The 19,154-nt window shown below is 69.3% G+C and carries 16 protein-coding genes; 6 read left to right on the top strand and 10 right to left on the bottom strand.

Annotated elements, in window-relative coordinates:
• Positions 1-521 precede the first annotated feature (521 nt).
• Both IXW69_RS04565 and IXW69_RS04560 read left to right on the top strand, forming a co-directional pair.
• Positions 522-1,394: an endonuclease domain-containing protein gene (locus IXW69_RS04565; protein ID WP_194785192.1), complete on the top strand. Its 873-nt coding sequence runs from the start codon at positions 522-524 to the stop codon at positions 1,392-1,394.
• Positions 1,395-1,806: 412 nt separating this feature from the next.
• Positions 1,807-3,516, top strand: a complete 1,710-nt coding sequence (locus tag IXW69_RS04560) for an MFS transporter (protein ID WP_194785191.1) — start codon at positions 1,807-1,809, stop codon at positions 3,514-3,516.
• A gap of 172 nt (positions 3,517-3,688) precedes the next feature.
• On the opposite strand, the gene pheA is transcribed toward IXW69_RS04560, so the two are convergent.
• Entirely contained in the window at positions 3,689-4,660 is a 972-nt protein-coding gene (gene pheA, locus IXW69_RS04555) for a prephenate dehydratase (protein ID WP_194785190.1), read from the bottom strand.
• An 80-nt stretch (positions 4,661-4,740) separates the two neighbouring features.
• On the opposite strand from pheA, the gene IXW69_RS04550 reads away from it, so the two are divergent.
• Positions 4,741-7,509 carry a hypothetical protein gene (locus tag IXW69_RS04550; RefSeq protein ID WP_194785189.1) on the top strand — a complete coding sequence of 923 codons (2,769 nt, stop codon included), beginning with the start codon at positions 4,741-4,743 and terminating at the stop codon, positions 7,507-7,509.
• Between the two features lie 112 nt (positions 7,510-7,621).
• On the opposite strand, the gene IXW69_RS04545 is transcribed toward IXW69_RS04550, so the two are convergent.
• The gene (locus tag IXW69_RS04545) at positions 7,622-8,383 is read right to left on the bottom strand and encodes a glycosyltransferase (RefSeq protein ID WP_323745183.1); all 762 of its coding nucleotides are present in this window, start codon (positions 8,381-8,383) and stop codon (positions 7,622-7,624) included.
• A gap of 225 nt (positions 8,384-8,608) precedes the next feature.
• Complete coding sequence (locus IXW69_RS11875; RefSeq protein WP_194785187.1) at positions 8,609-9,286, bottom strand: YdhK family protein; 678 nt, start codon at positions 9,284-9,286, stop codon at positions 8,609-8,611.
• Between the two features lie 1,041 nt (positions 9,287-10,327).
• Here IXW69_RS11875 and IXW69_RS04535 point away from each other — a divergent pair.
• Positions 10,328-11,296: a DNA cytosine methyltransferase gene (locus IXW69_RS04535; protein WP_194785186.1), complete on the top strand. Its 969-nt coding sequence runs from the start codon at positions 10,328-10,330 to the stop codon at positions 11,294-11,296.
• Here IXW69_RS04535 and IXW69_RS04530 read toward each other — a convergent pair.
• The 3 genes from IXW69_RS04530 to IXW69_RS04520 form a co-directional block, all read right to left on the bottom strand.
• On the bottom strand, positions 11,293-12,051 hold the full coding sequence (locus IXW69_RS04530; RefSeq protein ID WP_194785185.1) for an HNH endonuclease: 759 nt from the start codon (positions 12,049-12,051) through the stop codon (positions 11,293-11,295). The two genes, IXW69_RS04535 and IXW69_RS04530, sit on opposite strands and share 4 nt — an antisense overlap.
• 448 nt (positions 12,052-12,499) lie before the next feature.
• Positions 12,500-12,769 carry a phospholipase D-like domain-containing protein gene (locus tag IXW69_RS04525; RefSeq protein WP_194785184.1) on the bottom strand — a complete coding sequence of 90 codons (270 nt, stop codon included), beginning with the start codon at positions 12,767-12,769 and terminating at the stop codon, positions 12,500-12,502.
• A 105-nt stretch (positions 12,770-12,874) separates the two neighbouring features.
• The gene (locus IXW69_RS04520; RefSeq protein ID WP_194785183.1) at positions 12,875-13,123 is read right to left on the bottom strand and encodes a hypothetical protein; all 249 of its coding nucleotides are present in this window, start codon (positions 13,121-13,123) and stop codon (positions 12,875-12,877) included.
• Between the two features lie 160 nt (positions 13,124-13,283).
• On the opposite strand from IXW69_RS04520, the gene IXW69_RS04515 reads away from it, so the two are divergent.
• Positions 13,284-14,372, top strand: a complete 1,089-nt coding sequence (locus tag IXW69_RS04515; protein WP_194785182.1) for a DUF262 domain-containing protein — start codon at positions 13,284-13,286, stop codon at positions 14,370-14,372.
• A gap of 25 nt (positions 14,373-14,397) precedes the next feature.
• Positions 14,398-15,054 carry an MAE_28990/MAE_18760 family HEPN-like nuclease gene (locus tag IXW69_RS04510; RefSeq protein ID WP_194785181.1) on the top strand — a complete coding sequence of 219 codons (657 nt, stop codon included), beginning with the start codon at positions 14,398-14,400 and terminating at the stop codon, positions 15,052-15,054.
• Positions 15,055-15,193: 139 nt separating this feature from the next.
• Here the strand turns inward: IXW69_RS04510 and IXW69_RS04505 are convergent, their stop codons facing one another.
• The 4 genes from IXW69_RS04505 to IXW69_RS04490 all read right to left on the bottom strand — a co-directional run bounded on the left by IXW69_RS04505 (position 15,194) and on the right by IXW69_RS04490 (position 18,958).
• Positions 15,194-16,081: a fructose bisphosphate aldolase gene (locus IXW69_RS04505; RefSeq protein ID WP_194785180.1), complete on the bottom strand. Its 888-nt coding sequence runs from the start codon at positions 16,079-16,081 to the stop codon at positions 15,194-15,196.
• A 236-nt stretch (positions 16,082-16,317) separates the two neighbouring features.
• Positions 16,318-17,241: an SDR family oxidoreductase gene (locus IXW69_RS04500; RefSeq protein ID WP_194785179.1), complete on the bottom strand. Its 924-nt coding sequence runs from the start codon at positions 17,239-17,241 to the stop codon at positions 16,318-16,320.
• Between the two features lie 220 nt (positions 17,242-17,461).
• Positions 17,462-18,349, bottom strand: coding sequence for a DUF5926 family protein (locus tag IXW69_RS04495; RefSeq protein ID WP_194785178.1), 888 nt, complete (start codon positions 18,347-18,349; stop codon positions 17,462-17,464).
• A gap of 222 nt (positions 18,350-18,571) precedes the next feature.
• Positions 18,572-18,958, bottom strand: a complete 387-nt coding sequence (locus tag IXW69_RS04490; RefSeq protein WP_194785177.1) for a RidA family protein — start codon at positions 18,956-18,958, stop codon at positions 18,572-18,574.
• Between the last annotated feature and the right edge of the window lie 196 nt (positions 18,959-19,154).

The following is a 19,154-nucleotide window of genomic DNA, read 5'->3' as shown; positions in this document are numbered from 1 at the left end:
GGGACCGTCGTCACCGCCGTCATCGCGGACCGGGAACCGTCAGACTCGAGCGAGGCGACACGGGCGAGGCGAGGCCAGCGCCTGGGCGCCACCGACGACGACGTCACGCCCGTCCAACCGTGCCGCACCCACGTACAAGGTCACTTTCCCGCCGAGACTGACAGCAGCGACGTCGTCGCCGACAGGGAACCGTCAGACTCGAGCGAGGCGACACGGGCGAGGCCAGCGGGCGGCGCCAGAGCACCGACGACGTCGACGCAGCTGCTCAGGGCCGTGCTCCACAGGCCAGCCCGTGACGCCCCGCTCCACAACCCGGCCACCACGGACCACGCGCCAACCCCCACCCCGCTCACTCTGAGCCCGTGAGTGACTACCCAGAGCCCCCTCCGCTCCCGCGCCTGCGCCTCGCTGCCGCCTCGTCCCACTCGGATCGCGGCTGCCGCCCGGGTGAGCTCCGGATCGCGCGCGGCGTCTACCTGCTACCGACGTCAGGGCTCGAGCCTTGGGAGCAGAAGCGAGAGGTGACACTTGCCAGGTGCGCAGGAGCCCTTCTCGCGAGCCCGTCGACGCCGGCCCTGTCCCACGAGTGCGCGGCGATCGTCCACGGACTGCCCTGCTGGGAGCAGGAGCCGGACGTCCAGGTCATCTCTCGGGCGCGTGCCCCACGCCCACGGACTCCCCTCCCGCGGGTCTCATACGCTGCGGGAGACCGCCGGCTCAAGGGCCGTGGCGCGAGCATCGTCCGCCGACATCGCGACCTCGCCGACGACGAGACAACGATGGTCTCCGGCCTGCGCGTGACCACGCTCGAGCGCACCATGCTGGACTGCGCCCTCGACCTTCCGGTGCGCGAGTCCGTCTGCGTGCTGGATGGCGGCATGAGGGCCCTGTGCGCGCCGAGCCGCCGGCTGGGAGCGTGCCTTGGCCGCGACCCCGAGAAGCTGCGCGAGGAGCTCACGGCACGGCTCGCCAGCATGGGGTCACGTCGAGGCGTGCGGCGGGCTCGGGCAGCACTCGCGCTCATGAGTCCGTGGTCGGAGTCACCAGGCGAGAGCGTCCTGCGGTGGATCGTGGCCGCGGGCGCGCTGCCGTCACCGACGGAGCAGGAGCACGTTCACGACGTCCGCTCCGGGACCCACGCCTACCTCGACCTCGCGTGGCCGGACGCCATGCTGGGCGTGGAGTTCGATGGGTACGCGAAGTACACCTCACGGGCGGACCTTCGCGCCGAGAAGGCGCGCGAGATGGTGCTGCGACGGCACGGTTGGCGGGTCCTGCGGGTCGAGTGGCGGGAGCTGCGGGACCCGGACGCCGTGCTGCGACGTCTGCGAGCCGCGCTGGGCGGGGAGGGGCGGCTGCGCCGGTCGCCGTCAGTCCGCGGCCTGTGGGAGTAGGCGGCTCACGCCCACTCCTGCGCCCACGCAGGCTCGGCCCCAGCCCCGCTCCCGCGCTCCTCTCCACACCCGCGACACCGAGACTGACGGTTTCCAGCCGAGACTGCCGGCTACACCGTCACCGTCGGCCGGAAACCGTCAGTGTGGAGCGGTGCGATACCAATGCCCGTGCCGGCACCGGCACTCGTGGCTGAAGCGCCAACCACGGCGTCGCGCACATCCGACTCTGCGCATCCGGCTCCGCACCAGCCGCGGACGTCGGTTTCCCACCGAGGCTGACGGCTAGGACGGCGACGTCGAGCGGAAACCGTCAGATTCGGCGGTCATGCCCCTCTCGCGGGGGGGGTGATGACGGATCCGGGTGAACTGTCCGGGTCTTTTCGCGACGCCGCGTCATATCCTTACTGACATCATGTCAGATACGACCATCCCGCACGCGGGAGGCACCGTGAGCACGCAGTCACGACCGAGGACGGAAGCGACCACGCGCACGCCTCCTCACGACACCCCCTCCCCCAACCGCTGGAAGGCCCTCGGCGTCCTCGCCGGCTCCGTCTCGCTCATCGTCATCGATGGCACCATCGTCAACGTCGCCCTCCCGACGATGATGACCTCCCTGCCCCTGACCTACACCGAGGCCCAGTGGGTCACCACCCTCTACAACCTCATCTTCGCCGCCCTCCTCATCACCACCGGCGACCTCGGGGACCGCTGGGGACGGCGCACCACCCTCACCATCGGGCTCGCGCTCTTCACCGCGGGATCCGTCATGGCTGGACTCGCCGGCGGCGCCGTCACACTCATCGTCGCCCGCGCCGTCCAGGGCCTGGGCGGAGCCTTCGTCCTGCCCTCCACCCTGTCCACCGTCAACGCGACCTTCCGCGGGCGCGAGCGCGCCAGCGCCTTCGGCGTCTGGGGCGCCACCATCTCCGGCGCCGCCGCCGTCGGCCCGCTGCTCGGCGGCTGGCTCACCACCTCCTTCTCCTGGCGGTGGGTCTTCGGGATCAACTTGCCGATCGCCGCGCTGCTCGCCGTCGGAACCCGGATGTGGGTGCCCCAGACGCGCGGCGAGGAGGCGGCCCGTCGAGGCTTCGACGGCGGTGGCCTGGCTCTGTCCGCGATCGGCATGGGCGGCGTCGTCCTCGGGCTCATCGAGGGCCGCTCCCTGGGCTGGTGGGCTCCGCTGGCCTCCGGGTGGGCGCACGACTGGCCCGTGTCGCCCGCCGGACTGGGCCTGGTCCTGGGCGGCGTCACCCTCGTAGCCTTCGTCGTCCTGGAGCTGCGGCGCCTCGCCGCGGGCGCCGAGGTCCTGCTCGACATGTCCCTGTTCCGCCTGCCGTCCTTCGCCTGGGGCAACGTGGCGGCGCTCGTTGTCGCGATGGGCGAGTTCGGGCTGCTCTTCGTGCTGCCGCTCTACCTCCAGAACGTGCGCGCCCTCAGCCCGATCGGTGCGGGCTGGGTGCTCGCCGCGATGGCCCTGGGTGCCTTCGCCTCCGGCGGTGCGGCCGGTCCCTTCGCCCGGGCGACGACGCCGGCGACCGTCGCCACCACGGGCCTCGTCCTCGAGACGGCGGGCGTGGCGCTGCTGGCGGTCCTCATCCAGGCCGACGGCGGACTGTGGCGGGTGGTCGTCCCGCTCGTCGTCTACGGCGTCGGGCTCGGCATGGCCTCGGCCCAGCTGACGGGCACGGTCCTCGTGGACGTCCCGACCGAGAGGTCCGGCCAGGGCTCGGCGACGCAGTCGACCGTCCGCCAGCTCGGCTCGGCACTGGGGGTGGCCGTCATCGCGACGGTCCTGGCGAGCTCGGTGGCCTCCGCGGCGTCGGGGTCGCTGGCGAGCACGGGGATTCCCGAGCGGGCCGCCGCGGGGATCGAGGCTGCTCTGGCGCCGTCGGCCGGGTCCGTGATCGACGCGGTCCGCTCGGGTCAGGGGGAGGCTGCGGCGATCCCGGCGTCGGCACGGCCGGAGGTGGCGGAGGTTCTCGGCGCGGACTTCACGCGCGGGTCGCGCACGCCCCTGTGGGTGGGGACGGCCTTCCTCGCGCTGGGGGTGCTGGCGACGACGCGCCTGCCGCGCCGTCGCTGGGTCTCCGCCGAGCAGGACGGCGACGCCGCCGCGTGACCCGACCGCCCTGCCCAGTCAGAGCCCACCCGCTGCGAGCCGCGCTTTCCCGCCGAAGCCGCCCACCGAGGCCCGCGCCTTCCCGCCGAGACTGACGGGTACGCCGTCGGTCCGGACCGGAAACCGTCAGACTCGGCGGACGCGCTGGCGGGCTCCTGGCAGGGTGCGCGCCTCAGAGCGTGCGGCCGCCGAGGACGTCGTCGACCCACGAGCGGGCCACGATGAAGTCCTTGTCGCTCGTTCCCGCGGGGACGACCACCTGGGCGCCGTCGAGCCGCGGGTAGGAGCCGAGGAAGCGCACGAAGGGGCAGGTGCGGTGCAGCCCGATGAAGGCCGCCTGAACCCGCTCGTCGCGGATGTGCCCCTCGACGTCGATGGAGAAGCGGTACCGGCCCAGGGCGTCCCCGGTGGGGCGGGACTCGATGCGCGTGAGGTTGACGCCGCGCGTCGCGAACTGCTGGAGCATCGTGAGCAGGGCGCCGGCGCGCTCGGCGGGGGCCTGGACGAGGAGCGTCGTCTTGTCCGCCCCGGTGGACGGCCCGACGGCGCCCGGACGGGTCACCTTGACGAAGCGGGTGACGGCGCCGGGGTTGTCGGCCACTCCCCCGGCGATGACGGTGAGGCCGTACTGCTCGGCGGCGAGCGGGTTGCAGAGCACGGCTTGGTAGTCGAGGCGGCCCGGGTCCTCGGCGGCGGCGAGCGCCTTGGCGGGCGCGGAGGTGGAGGTGCCGGCGACGTACGAGGCCTCAGGGAGGTGCTGGTGGACCCAGCCGCGGCACTGCGCCCAGGCGTGCGGGTGGGTGGAGATGCCGGTGACGTCGGCGAGCGCGGCGCCCTCGCGCCCGGCGAGGACGAAGGTGATCGGGACGGCCATCTCGGCGGCGATGACGAGGGGCGCGCCGACGACGAGGTTGTCGAGGGTGGCGTTGACCCCGCCCTCGACGGAGTTCTCGATGGGCACGACGGCAGCGTCGGCGGTGCGGTCGCGCACGCGGTCGAGGGCGGTGGGCACGTCCTGGCACGGGTCGAGGACGACGTCGTCGGGGGCGACCTGCCGCAGGGCCATCTCGGTGAAGGTGCCGGCGGGGCCGAGGAAGGACCAGGTGGGCGCGGCCTGCGCGGTCGGCGAGCTCTGCGACGTCATGCGGCGAGCGTACTGGGCGGGCCGTCCGACCCCGCCGTGCGTCTCAGCCTCCCCTCGCACCCCACCGGTAGCCTGGGCGCGTGAGCCAGGATCCTCGCCGCGGCAGGCAGAAGCACCTCGTGCGGGTCGTCGTCTACGTCATCGTGCTGCTCACCGTCATCGGGATGGTGGCGGCGATGGTCGGCACCGCCTGGGCCGAGCCCGCTCACGCCGCCACGACGACGGGCACGACGGCGCAGCGCCTCACGAGCACGACGGCGTCGTCCGCGAGCGCCTCGCGCTCCCCGCTCGTCGTCCTCGCGACCACGGGGCTGTCCTGGGCGGACCTCGTCGACGCGGCCGAGTCCGGCGACGCCGACGCCCGCATTCTGCTCGAGGTCTCCTCGTCGCAGGTCCCCGTCAACCTCGTCCAGCGCACCGCCGGCACACGCACCTGCCCCGCCGACGCCTGGCTGACCCTGGGCGCCGGCGCGCGCACACGGGCCCTGCCCGCCTCCGACGACGCCTCCGCCACCTGCGGCTGGCCCTCCTCGTGGCGTGAGGCCGCCGACGAGTCGCAGGCCGCCGGCTACGGGGCGGAGCCCGGTGCGCTGGCCGACGCCCTCACCGCGGCGGGTGTCGGCTACGCGGCCGTCGGTCGGGGCGCCGTCCTCGCCCTCACAGGCTCGACCGGCACGGCGCCGCGCGAGGAGGCGACCCTCGGGGCGCTCTCCGCCTCCGGCTTCCCGGCGCTCACCGTCGTCGACCTCACTGACAGCTCGGTCTCCTCCGCCCTGGCCTCGGCGAACGCGACCGCCGAGGCGAGCCCGACGGCGAGCGCCTCCTCCGCGGCGGGGTCCGGCTCCGCCGACGCCGACGCGCTGCCGACCGCGGCCGCCTCGGCGCACGCGGTCCTCGCGGCCCTCGGCGAGCTGCCCGACGACGCGAGAGTCATCGTCGTCTCCCTCGCCGACCCCGCCACGGCCGGCCTCCAGGCGGCGATCCTCCCCGCCGGCACGAGCGGTGACGACGGGGCGGAGGGCTCGGCCGGCACCTCCGGCTCCGCGGCCGCGGACGCACCACTGCCGGCGAGCCCCTCGACGCACCGCCGCGGTCTCGTCCAGACCACGGACCTCACGGCGACGCTCTCTCAGGACCTCACGAGCGAGGTGCCGACGGCGGTCACCGGCGGTGCCCTCACGCTTCCGTCGACCGGTGGCTCCGGGCTGACGGCGCTGAGGGAGCGCGGCATGGACGGGACGCTGCGATCCGGGAGCGGCACGGACTCGGCGTCGAGCACGTCCGTGCCCGCGCGGGTGAGCGCCCTCGTCGACGACGCCCTGCGAGCCCGAGCCTCGAAGGACTCGACGCTGCCGGTCTCCCTGCTCATCGTGCTGTCCGCGCTGGCGCTCGTCGTCATCGCGTCGCAGGTCCTCCGGGGACCCCGCGGCCGGGCCCGCCTGCACGGCACGGCCCTCGCCGCGACGGCGGTGGCGGCCTTGCCCGGCGGGGCGTGGCTGGCCTCGGTGGTGCCGTGGTGGCGCGTCGGCGCGGAGGGTGACGCCCCCTCAGCGTGGTCCTCCCTCGTCGCGGTCGGCACGACGGCGGCGCTGGCGCTCGTCCTCGCGGGGGTCCTGCACGGGCTGTCGCGCGTCATCGTCGCCCTGCGGGACCGGCTGCTCGTGGGCAGGCACCGGGTCGAGATGGCGGAGGCGGCTCGAGCCCGTCAGGAGCGCCGTCCCGCCAACGAGTCCGACGAGGCGCTCCGCCCCGCGCCCGACGGCGCCCAGGAGGGCACCGAGGTCACGACCACGCCGTCGCCGCTCCCTGACGCCCTGCGCCCGCCAGCGCCGCGCGCGGTCCCAACCGCCCTCGCCCTCACGGCGCTCCTGCTCGCCCTGTGCACCCCGGCCCTCATCCTCGCCGACGCCGCCGCCGGCGCCCCCCTCGCCTTCGACGGCACGCTCGGCATGGACGCCGTCCTCGCGGGCCGCTTCTACGGCGTCTCGAACACGGCCTTCGCCCTGGCCGCCGCCGCCCTCACGGTGGGTCTGGGAGCGGCGGCGGGCACGTGGGTGGCGGAGCAGCGCACTCGCCGCTCGCGGCGCACCGCGGCTGTCGTCGGCGTCCTCCTCCCCGGCGCGCTGGCGCTCCTCGTCGACGGGCTCCCCACGCTCGGCGCCGACGTCGGGGGCGCGATCACGCTCGTCGCCGTCCTCATCGCCCTGGCCTCGACGCTGGCGGGCGGCCGCGTCGGCTGGAAGCGCTGGTTGAGCATCGCCGTCATCGCCCTAGCGACCGTGGGGCTCTTCGGCCTCATCGACCACGCGACCGGCTCGCGCACGCACCTGGGACGCTTCATCGGGCAGCTCCAGGACGGCACCGCCGGCACGACGATCCTCCGGAAGGCGACCGCGGTGGTGGCGCCCTTCATCTCGAACCCGCTGGCCCTGGCGGCGGGCGTGGCGACGCTCGCCGTCGTGGGCTCGCTCCTGTGGTGGCTCGGACGCGAGCTGCGCGCCTGGCGGGCGGGACGCTCCGGCTACGCGCCGCTCGTCGGCCCGGAGCCGACGACGGCGCACTGCCCCGTGACCGACGGCGCCGCCACGCCGCGGGAGACAGGCGACCCCGTCACCGAGCCGGCGCCCGGGGGAACGCCGTGGGCGGGGCCGGTCCCGCGCGGGGCAGCGCTCGTGCCGGGCTGGTTCGTTCCCGTCCTCAAGAGCCTCGGGGTGCTGCTCGTCGTCGAGGTCCTCGTCAACGACTCCGGCGGCTCGATGGCGGTCCTCTCCGCCGCGGCCGCCGCGCCGCTGCTGCTGGCGCTCGGCGCCGCGCGGCTGGCCGGGACGCCGGACCCGTCCCGCACCTGAGCCTGTGGGGCCGCACGGCCCCCGTGGGACGCTCCGCGAGTGAGCAGTGGGGTGCGGCGGCGTGCTCGGGCCGCGGGGGAACCGCTGAGGAGTCCCAGCGGCCCGGCGCCCGTCAGGCCCGCTCGGGGACCGCGCGGTAGGGGCGGAAGGGCGCCTCGTCGCGGACGGCGGCCTCGAAGACGTGGGGGCGCACACGCACGCCGTGGAGCCTGCGGTGGGTGACGGCGCGTATGACGTCGCGGTACTGGGCGGCGCGGTGCATGCGGCCGGCGGAGTCGTTGACGGAGACGCGGTGGGTGATGTCGCAGGGGACCTCGATGACGGCGAGGCCGGCGACGAGGACGTCGATGGACAGGCCGACCTCGACGCCCCAGCCGGGGGCGAGGGGGGCGGCGGCGTCGTAGGCGGCGCGGGTGAGGCAGCGCTGGCCGGACAGGGGCGCGACAGGCGCCCAGCCGGTGGCGGTGGCGATGGCGGTCCGGGCGGCGCGCACGACGCGACCGTGGCCTCCCGCACCGGCCTGCTTGGGCGGTGCGGCGATCGACATGTCGGCGGCGCCGTCGAGGACGGGCGGGACGAGGTCCGCGCAGGCGGCGGCGGACTCGCCGAGGTCGGCGTCGATGAAGAGGAGGAGGCGGGAGGGGCCGTCGACGTAGTCGCGCATGCCGACGACGCTGGCGCCGGTCTCCATGGCGGAGGCCTTGCCGCGGGTGACGGAGTGGCGGACGGTGACGGCGCCGGCGGCGCGCGCATGGTCCTGGGTCCCGTCGGCCGAGCCGTCGTCGACGACGACGACGAGGTCGACGCGCGGGATCGCGCGGCAGGCTCGCACGGTGGTGGCGATGCGCTCAGCCTCATCCTTGGCGGGAATGATGACGGCGACCTTCTGCTCGGAGGCCCGCGCCTGCTCCCGACCGGGCTTCCGGTCTCCGCCCTGAGGGGTGTCGCTCTGAGGGGTGTCGGACGCGTTCACGCGCCCAGGCTAGCCGCCCAGGCGGTCGACGTGACCGTGCCGGGCCGGGGCGGTGCGGGTGCGTCGGGGCTTTCACCCGGGTGCAGGGTGCGGCGGGCGCCCGCCTGGTACCCGGCACCCGTGCGATCACGCTGCCGGCTGGAGCTCGGACTCGACGACCCACTTGTGGTTCTTGACCTCGGCGCCCCCGGTGGTGGGCGTGTAGTCGACCATGTAGACGGTCTCGTGGCTGACCTCGGCGATGGTGGCCTTGGCTCCGTCCATGCCCTCCATGTGGTCCGCGGTGAGGGTGACCTCGTCGCCGACGGCGTAGTCCTGGGAGCCGGCGTCCTTGATCTCCTGCTGGATGACCCACTTGTGGTCCTTGACCTCGGCGCCCCCGGTGGTGGGCGTGTAGTCCACGGCGTAGACGGTGGTCGTGTAGGCGCCGACGACGGTGCCGGTGGCTCCCTCCATGCCGTCCATGTGGGTGGCGGTGATGGTGACCGTGGTGCCCACCGGGTAGGTGGGGCTGGTCGCCGTCTCGAGGCCGGCGGGGACGGAGCCGTCGGAGGAGCCCATCTCGCCCGTGCCGGACATCGAGGTGGAGCCGTCCGTGGCGCCGGCGCTGGACATGCTGGGGGCGGACTCCTCGTCCATGGGGGTGGCCATGGTGCTGCTCATGTCGGTGGCCATCTGCGTGGCCGTCGCGGAGGAGGAGGCGTCGGTCGCGGCGGAGGAGGAGGCGTCGGTCGCGGAGCCGGAGCAGGCGGCGAGGGTGAGGGACAGGGCGAGGGCCGCAGCGGCGGTCAGGGTGCGCTTCATGAGAGCTCCATATACGGGTGGGGGGTATCTGTCGCCCCCCCACTGTGCGCCTCATGAGGACGATCCGCAAGCCGGGGCCTGCACGGGCATCTCCGAGCCCAGCCGTGAGCGGCGCGGGTGCGAGCCGAGCCCGACGCCGATCTCGGCGTACGCCCGCGCCACGCCACGGACGTGAGCCATTCCGGATGAGCTGACGACCCGGGGCCATTGTCCCAGGCTCGCAGGAGCTCACTGAGCCGCCCTCGAAGAGCCCGAGAGAGGCCGAACCAGCCCCGGGCCTGCGGAAAGGCTGACACGGACATTTTCACGATGAATCACGCGGAAAATTGCGCGCCCGCACGCGACGCGCCGAGCTCGAGCGGTCGGGGCCGCACCGTTGCTGGCATTCGGGGCGGCCGCTCCCGCACACATGACCTAGGTCACCCTCACAAGGCGCAAGTCATGCCATTGTTGGGGGCGAGGGCCCGTCAATGGCGACAGGTTCCTCCCCTGACCACGAGCCGTCCCGGCGGGGCGGGCACGCTCGACAACCCAGCAACGTCCGCCCGCGCGCACAGCGACACACCTGGTCGCCCCGCCCTGGGGAGGGCGCGTCCTCCGGCGCGCTGGCCGTGGGAGCGATGCCGGACGGCGTCCCGCCGCACTCCTACGGTTCCCACAGGTTCTTTCCGGGTGACCTCCCAGGGACGGCGGGTTATCTCGTTCCTGCCGCCAGACGGAACGGGCAGCGAGGGTTGGGGAACCCGACGACCTGTCCGGACCGAGAGGGCGCGGGTCCTAGGGAGCCCGGGCTCCTCGCTCTGGCGAAGGAGGCAGGCACCTGCCGGGTTTGGGAGCCCCGCGGCGAGTCGCCTCAGCGACGAAGGCCCGCGGGCCCGGAGAGACAACCGGGCACGCGGGCCTCGTCATGCAGAATCGGACACCCGGGGGCCGGGGCTGGAGTCAGACATCACCGCACAGCGATCGGAAGAGCGGGAAGATCGCCAGTAGATTCAGGGTTGACTCCATTAGCATCAGCCCAACGACCCGGGGAGACATCGCTTGAGCACGACTACCCCTTACACATCGGTGGAGGTCTGCGCAGGCGCAGGCGGCCAGGCTCTCGGACTCGAGCTCGCCGGCTTCGAGCACAAGGCTCTGGTCGAGTTGGAGGACTGGGCTTGCCGCACCCTCCGGCACAATCGCCCCAACTGGAACGTCATCCAGGGCGACCTCAACATGTGGGAACCTGATCAGTCTCTACACGCCGTGGATCTGTTCGCCGGCGGCGTCCCTTGTCCGCCGTTCTCCGTCGCCGGCCGCCAGCTCGGTAAGAACGACGAGCGAAACCTTTTCGACCGCGCGATCAACCTCGTCGCAGAACTCGAGCCACGCGGCGTCATGATCGAGAACGTCCGAGGCCTACTCGACCCGAAGTTCGACAGCTATCGCGCCGAGATTCTCGAGCATCTCGGCAGTCTCGGATACCAGGGCGAGTGGAAGCTCATCCAAGCATCCGACTACGGAGTTCCCCAGCTCAGACCGCGCGCCATCCTTGTCGCCCTCCAGCCTATGGACTTTGCCAACTTCAGCTGGCCAGCGCCTCACCCCGAGGACACGCCCACCGTGGGCACAACGCTGATCGACCTGATGGGAGCAGCCGGTTGGCCAGGCGCGGAAGCCTGGGCTGCAGGAGCCGACAAGATCGCCCCGACTCTCGTCGGGGGCTCCAAGAGGCATGGGGGGCCGGATCTGGGGCCGACCCGTGCTCGAAAGGCATGGGCTGCGTTGGGGGTCACTGGCAATACCATTGCTGACGAGCCCCCGGCACCCGACTTCGAAGGCACACCTCGCCTGACACCCAAGATGATGGCGCGTATCCAGGGATTCCCCGACTCATGGAAGATCACAGGTCGCAAGACCAACGCATGCCGACAGATCGGAAATGCTTTCCCCCCGCCTGTCGCCCAGGCAGTGGGAAACCACATCCGGAACGCATTTGAGCTCTCAGATACGGGCCAACGTCCCTAACCGCGCGAGCTCCGAGCTTCCAGCTCCATCAGGTAGTCGACCACGGCCGTACGAACTTGAGGTCCCCCAAGCCTTACTTGATCGTAAACAGCATCCAGCTTGCTCCGCGTCCGCTGCCCCTGGCTGAGCCAGTCAAGCAAGGTACTCTTCTCGGCACGCTTCAGATTGCGCACAGCCTCGAGCACTGCCGCTGGATCGAGCGGCGTACCCGTGTCGGCACGGGCCGACTCATTGCAACGACGGCACTCGGTCTGCAGATTGTCCAGCGACGCCACCCCACCGTGCGAGTTCGCCACAACATGACCGGCGGTCAAGACAACTCGCCCACCATCCTCGTACTCTTCGCCCGCCGCACGGCCACAGATCACGCAACGACGCCCATCGCGTTCAAAGACCTCACGGCGAAGCTTCGCTGAGATGGAGCTGCGGCCAGGTCGTCGGCCCTCCCCAGGCCACCATCCATATTCCAGGAGCTCACACTCCTCTCCAAGCGATGGATCCTCCTTCGCCGAAAGATACTTCCACCCATAGTCACGGAGCTCGCGTTGACGACGCTGGAAATGTTCCTGCGTCATCCCACCGAGCACCGACCGAAGCTCCCGCGTACTAAATCGCTCGCCGGGCTTCACGTTCCAGCGCAACCAGGCTGCCATTCTCGGCAGCGCACCTTTCGTGCCAGGAACGATCTTCTGATCATGCTCGTCCCACCAAAGTTTTCCGTCGGGCGCCACGGCGCTGCTTGGATAATCAACCATAAGACTTTTCTTTCAAATATCCGCCGCGAGGAACGTCGCGACCACCTACCAACTAAACCTCTCACTGATCAGAACCTTCGTCGTTGTCCTCCCCTATATCACCACTCCAATCGCGAGACATATCCCCGTGATATTTCCCCATCGCTCATATAGGTCATCAGCTCATTCACCAGGCCACTACTGGCATGGGCCGTTGTCTCGCGAGGCGCATCTTACCCCATGTCGACCGAGAATGGGAGAGGTTGACCGACCGCTTGTCGGTTGCAATTTGGGCATCCTACCTGCGAGGGCGCCAGGGCCTCACCACCCCATGACCGGCGGACTCCCGATCGCGCACCGGGCCCAGCTAGCAGAACAGCTCTGCCGTGATTCATATTCTGTGAATATGTTCGATCGCTCCCGTCAGGCTTAGGTGCCACCTTCCTTTCGGTTGCGACCCGCAGTCTGTTCAAGTTTGGTCGGGAAACACCGACACGATTCGATGTGCTCGCTGTGCACCGAACTCGCAAACGAGGCGATCAAGTGCATCGCGCTTGGTGGCACCGATGGACGTCGTCGTGATGACACAGAATCGGCCACCGCGCCGCTTGAACACAACGCACTCGTCGTCGATGAGTTGAAGCGCGCTCGACTTCACGAAGGCACAGAGTAGGTCAACGGCTTCTGCTGACGCGAGTTCGGCGCGAACCTCGCCGGTAAGTGACGGATCGTGGCGCACATTCGTCAGGAGAGCCGCGTCGTTGAGCGGTGGCTACGGACACGTGCGGACATACGACTCCTCGAAGAGCCTATTCGCAGGCATGATGCCGAGAACCTCACCACGCTACCCTGCAGGTGTTTTCGCAGACTCGCCAATCTCCCCCAGAATCCCCCGTACACCCTCTACCCCGGCCTCATCCTTGAGGCCCTCCAGACGACGAGCCACCACCGCATTGACATGCTGCGAGAGACGTTCGGGTACCTCGGCGTCGCCGATCTGTGCGACGAGCGGCATCGCTATGCCGAGCGAGTTCACGTTCCAAGGAGCCCTGAGCAGCCATTCAGTAGTGCCGACTTCAAGGGCCCATACCATGCGAGAAACCTAGCGGCCATGTCCCCTAATCAGACGACCGCCCCGCCCGCAACGCCCCTCAACCTGATCATAACGAGTTACGCGAGCTGCCGTCTCCTGCACAGCCCCGTTCAGGAGTACCCTGGAGCTGTCGTCTATACCTCATCCTGAAGGAGCCCCCATGACCAACGAACTTGAACAAGAGCTGGATCAGGCACGCAAAGACATCCAAACCGACGGATACCCCATGAGCATCGGGGAAATAACCAACCTTTACAAAGAAGGCGACCTTGTGATTTCGCCTGCATTTCAGAGACTGTTTCGATGGGATGATCAGCAAAAGTCTCGACTTATCGAAAGTATCCTTTTAGGAATTCCCATTCCCTCTATTTTCGTATCCCAAGATGACGATGGTCGTTGGGAACTGGTCGACGGCCTTCAGCGCGTCTCAACCTTACTGCAACTTCAGGACTTGCTGGACGACGAACCGCCTCTCCAACTTCGCGGCACCGAGTTGCTACCATCCCTCAACGGACTGCGCTGGAGGACTGAAGATGCCCCCAGTCTGACACCGGCACAACGGCGAGACATTAAGCGAGCAAAATTCGACATCAAGATCATCAAGCGTTCATCCAAGGGTGAGGCAAAGTATGACCTGTTCCAGAGGCTAAATAGCTTTGGATCGTCACTCACGCCACAAGAAATTCGTAACGCGACCCTAGTTTCAATCAATTCCGACTTCGTTTCTTGGGTGTCCGAACTGGCGAAGTACGAGCCTTTCGTAAACACGACGCGCCTATCTGACTCAAATATCTCAACCAAGTATGACGAGGAGCTTGTTCTTCGATTCTTCTGGCTTCATCAAGAGGAGGACGTTCCAGGCGCATTAACTAACTTTCAAGAGAAGCTCGAGAAGAACGCGCGTCACATGGCTGAGCACTACAACGAGATTCGGGAACCCTACGAAAAGGCATTCAAAGCGACATTCGACCTGCTTGATCAGTCTGAGAGTCCTGACATTTTTCGGCGATGGTATCCCGATTCAGGGCGTTTCAAAGGTGGATTCTTAAATACTGCCTACGAAGTCATCGCACTCGGCCTTGGCTATCTTATTCAGGCAGACCAGCCGTACAGAACCGACACTCTCGAGGCCGCGAAGGAGCTTTGGATGCAGGGAGACATGACCACCCGTTTCGCCACTGGAAAGTCCACGGACCAGCGGCTCGCGATGATGATCCCCAAGGGTCGAGAACTCCTCGCGTCAAAGTAATTTAAGCCGTGACATGTCATCTAAATTGCGCACATCCGAGAACTTTGTTGACGCCATTACTCGGGAGACTTCCTGGCGGAAGCAGGAATTGACAACGATCCGGTTCGCCGTCCACAACGCCAGGCGCAGTCACCAGAAGATTACTGTCCGCGCCGCCACAGCGCTGCTGTACGCACACTGGGAAGGGTGGATCAAGGCGATCTCCGTCAACTACGTCGACTTCCTAAACCAACAGAAATTGCGCTGCTGCGATCTCTCCGACCCCCTTTTAGGGTTTGCACTCAAGAGTCGCATGACGGAATTATCGAAAGCCAAGGCGCCGAGACCTCACACAACGTTCGCGACGCTAATCAGATCAGGACTGTCAGCTCCCGTAAATCTTGACGTGAACCTAGTCGACACGGAGTCGAACCTCAGCAGCAGTGTACTTCTAAATATCGTCGATCGACTCGGCCTGGACTCATCGTTGTATCAGACGGAGGCCAATCTAATCGACACGCGCTTGGTGGCAAAACGTAATTCAATAGCTCACGGAGAGTACGAGACTCTCACTATTGAAGATTTCGACGAGATTTACGACAAGGTTCTGATGATGTTGGACGCATTTACATCCTCTATCGAAAACGCGGTGATTCAAAAATCATACATTCTGGAAACTTCGTTTCCGGTCGCTCATGCCTAATTTCATCACTAACTTCAGGGAACAGGGGAGGGGGAATAGGGGAGGTACGATCGCCGCCGGGGCTCCCATCCCGACGGCGGCCGTACGTGCGGCGGTGCACCACTGACTCGGGGCGCCACCCAGAGGTCCGATCGACCGGTCAGACGATGCTGGCCCGGTAGATCTCCTCGATGGAGGCGTCGAGCGTCCGGTGGAACTGCTCGTCGGTCTGCTGGTCGGCGAGCCCCTCGAGCAGGGCGCGCGAGAAGCTGGCGATGAGTCCGGGGTTGCGGGCGAGGCGCTCATCGGCGTCATCGCGCTCGTAGCCGCCGGACAGGGCGACGATCCGCACCACGTGCGGGTTCTTCATGAGCTCGGAGTAGAAGCCGTCGACGCTCGGGATCGTCAGCTTGAGCATGACGTCGAATCCCTCGGGCAGGGCCCTGAGGTGGCGGGAGATCTCCTCCAGGATCAGCTGCTCGGCCTCCTCCTTGCGCGGCGCGTGGATGTCGACCTCGGGCTCGATGATCGGCACGAGTCCGGCGCCCACCACCTTCCACGCGAGCTCGAACTGCTGGTCGACGACGGCGCGCACGCCGGCGGGGTCGGCGTCGAGAATGACCGAGCGCTCCTTCGTCCCGAAGATCCCCTTGCCGCGCGCCTCCTCGAGGGTGAGCGCGAGACCCGGAATGGGCTTCATGAGGCGGGCGTGGTCGCGCTCCTCCTCCAGGCCCTTGTCGATCTTGAGGAAGGGGACGACGCCCTTCTCCTCCCACAGGTACTCGGCGGTGGGACGGCCCTCCACGCGGCTGTTCATGGTCCGCTCGAAGAGGATCGCGCCGAGGATCCGGTCCTTGGTGAAAGCCGGGTCGGTGATGACGCGGGTGCGCATGGCGTGCACGAGGTCGAACATCTCGGACTCGCTGGAGTACCGGTCCTCGCCGACGCCGTACGCCGCGAGCGCCTTGGGGGTGGAGCCGCCCGACTGGTCGAGGGCCGCGATGAAGCCCTTCCCGTTCCGCATCCGCTCGAGCTGCTGCTCGTTCATGGTCGCTCCTTCAGTGGGACTGCCGCGGTACTGACCGCGGGGCCGGACTGGCCGGCCCGTCACCCACCACTATAGGTGTGAACCATTCTCATTTGGTAAGTTCTGTCACCCTGCCAGGACCCCACTCGACGACGACGGCCCGAACGCTCCGCCCAGAACGCGACGGTGCCCGTCGTCGGAGAGCTCCGACGGCGGGCACCTCAGTCCCCACGGCCGACTGGCGGCCGGCTCACTGATCACGGCGTCGCGCGACCGCCGTTGACGTGGAGCGTCTCCCCGATGACATAGCTCGACTCGCTGGACGCGAGGAACACGTACGCGGGCGCGAGCTCGGTCGGCTGCCCGGCGCGGCCGAGCCCCGTGCTGTGCCCGAACTCCGGCAGGTCCTCCTTCGGCTGCCCGTCCGAGACCTGCAGCGGCGTCCAGATCGGCCCCGGCGCCACCGCGTTGACGCGGATGCCCTTGGGGGCCAGCTCCTCGGCCAGCCCCTTGCTGAAGTTGTTGATCGCGGCCTTCGTCGAGGCGTAGTCCAGCAGCTCCGGCGAGGGGTCGTAGGCCTGGATCGACGTCGAGTTGACGATCGAGGAGCCCGGCTTCAGGTACTTCAGCGCCTGCCTGGTCACGCGGAACATCGCGAGGATGTTGACGTTGAAGACGTCCTCCACCTGCTCGTCCGTCAGCTCCTCGAGCCCGCCCTCGACGGCGATCTGCCGTCCGGCGTTGTTGACGAGGACGTCCAGACCGCCCAGAGCCTTGGCGGCGTCGTCGACCACCTGCACGCAGAACTCGCGGTCGGCCAGGTCGCCGGGCAGGAGGACGATCGTGCGCCCGGTGTCCTTGACGGCGTCGCGCACGGCCTCGGCGTCCTCCTGCTCGGAGGGCAGGTAGGTGAGGGCGACGTCCGCACCCTCACGGGCGAAGGCGATCGCCACCGCGCCGCCGATGCCGGAGTCGGCTCCGGTGATGAGCGCCTTGCGGCCCTGGAGACGACCCGTGCCGCGGTACGACTCTGCGCCGAGGTCGGCCTTCGGGGCGAGCCTCGCATCGAGGCCGGGCTCGGGCTGGTGCTGCTCGGGCGGCTCGATCTTGGGGTATCGCGTGACGGGGTTCTGGAACGTCAGCTGGTCAGTGGTCTCGTGGTTCGAGTCCTGCGAGCTCATGGCTCCTCCTCACTGCGGCACTCCCGGCGTCGAGATCCCGACGCTCGCGAAGCGCTCGCTACTCGACTCTAAGGGTGCGGCGGAGCAGGCGCGCGCTGAGCCGCCTGATGCCGCTGGCAGCGGAAACCGGCTCCGACCAGGCGCGACGGTGCCCGCCGTCGGGACTCCGACGGCGGGCACCGTCCACGTTCGAGGGCGCCGTGCCCTCAGCCGCGAGCGCTCACAGGTTCACCTGCCGTGAGATGATCCCGGCCTTCGCGCGGCGGGCGGCGGCGTCCAGCGGGGCGTTGTCGGCGAGCGCGGCGTCGAGGCGCTCGCCGAGGTCCTGCAGGGGCTTGGTCAGCTCGTCGGCCTCAGTGCCGCGGTTGAGCTCCCACACGGGGATCGCGAGGCCGAGCGCGCGGAAGGCGCCGATGAAGTCCGCGCCCTCCTCGAGGGACGACTGACGAGCCGCGTGCACCTTCGCGAAGGCGTTGAAGAAGACGTCCTCGTCCTCACCGCGCACCCAGCGGACGAACTCCTTGCCGTTCATGCGGCACCAGTAGGCGTGCTCGACGCCCGGGACGGGGACGGTCGGGGCGATCTCGTCCTTGGCGTCCTCGATGGCTTTGACGGCGTTCGCGTCGTCCTTCTGCTCCTCGGAGAGCCAGAAGTCGAAGGACTCGCGGACGCTCACCTGCGGCGTGAAGTCGGGGTCGAGGACGTCCTGGAGGCGCTCGCCGGGCTCGGGCAGGCCCTCCATCATGAGGCCCTTGCCGTCCTCGAGCTCGAGGGTGGAGAGCAGGGCGGCGGCGACGTCGCGGCTGGCGTCACCCGAGTGCATGGTCGTCTGCAGCGCGACGAGGACCTCGCCGTCGGCGCGCTTCATGCCCTGCGCGAGCTCGGGCAGGAGCGTGACGATCTGGACCTCCTGGCCGCCGTGCGCCTCGTCGAGGCGCACGCGGGCGGTGGCAGCCGGGATGATCTGAGCCATCGCGACGAGGTCCTCCTCCGCGGCCAGGCCCTCGAAGGGGCGGGCGACGAAGGGGATCGGCTTCTTCTTGGGGGCCTTGGGAGCCGCGTCCGCGGCGGTGTCACGACGGCGCTGCTGGCGCTTCTTCTTCGACATGCGCGCCAGCGTACCGGCACGCCCGGCTACGCCTGCGGCCGCCACGGAGGAGCCGACGCGGCGGCCGTTCTGGCGCTCTCAGCGGGTCAGGGACTCCGGAGCGTCGGACGCGCCGGGCGGTATCCGCGGAGTCATGCGGATCCTCGTGCAGCCGGCACCGGGCCTCCGGGCTCTGACCCGCTCAGAGCACCATCCGGGGCGGCCGAACCGCCGCCGGGCGGCTCAGGAGCGGACGGCGACGGCCTCGATCTCGACGCCGGCACCCTTGGGCAGGGCGGCCACGCCGAAGGCGGCGCGCGCAGGGAGGACCTCGCCGCTGAAGAAGCGGGCGTAGACCTCGTTGACGGCGACGAAGTCGTTGATGTCGGCGAGCAGGACGGTCGTCTTGACGACGTCGCCGTAGCCGAGGCCCGCGGCCTCGAGGATCGCGCCGACGTTCTTGAGGGACTGCTCGGCCTGCGCCTCGATGCCGCCCTCGACGATCTGACCGGTGGCCGGCACGAGCGGGATCTGGCCGGAGACGTAGACGGTTCCGCCGGCCTCGACGGCCTGCGAGTAGGGGCCGACGGCGGCGGGGGCGTTCTCGGTGGCGATGCGGGTGGCGGTCATGGCCGGTCCTTCAGCTCGACTGGTTCCCGGGGCGCCGCGCGCCCCGCGTGGGCTCGGCCCCACCCTAGGTGTTGGTGGCAGACAGGTTGGTGACACTGGGAAGGGTTGACGTAGTGGGGAGGACCCCCGTTGGGTGTGGCTTGTCGACGGTCACACCAACTCAAACGGAGGTCCTCGTGACTCACTCTAATGCGCG

Origin of the sequence: Actinomyces haliotis (genome assembly GCF_015355765.1) — a bacterium.
Taxonomy (GTDB): Bacteria; Actinomycetota; Actinomycetes; order Actinomycetales; family Actinomycetaceae; genus Actinomyces; species Actinomyces haliotis.
This window is presented reverse-complemented; position numbering and strand designations above follow the sequence as displayed.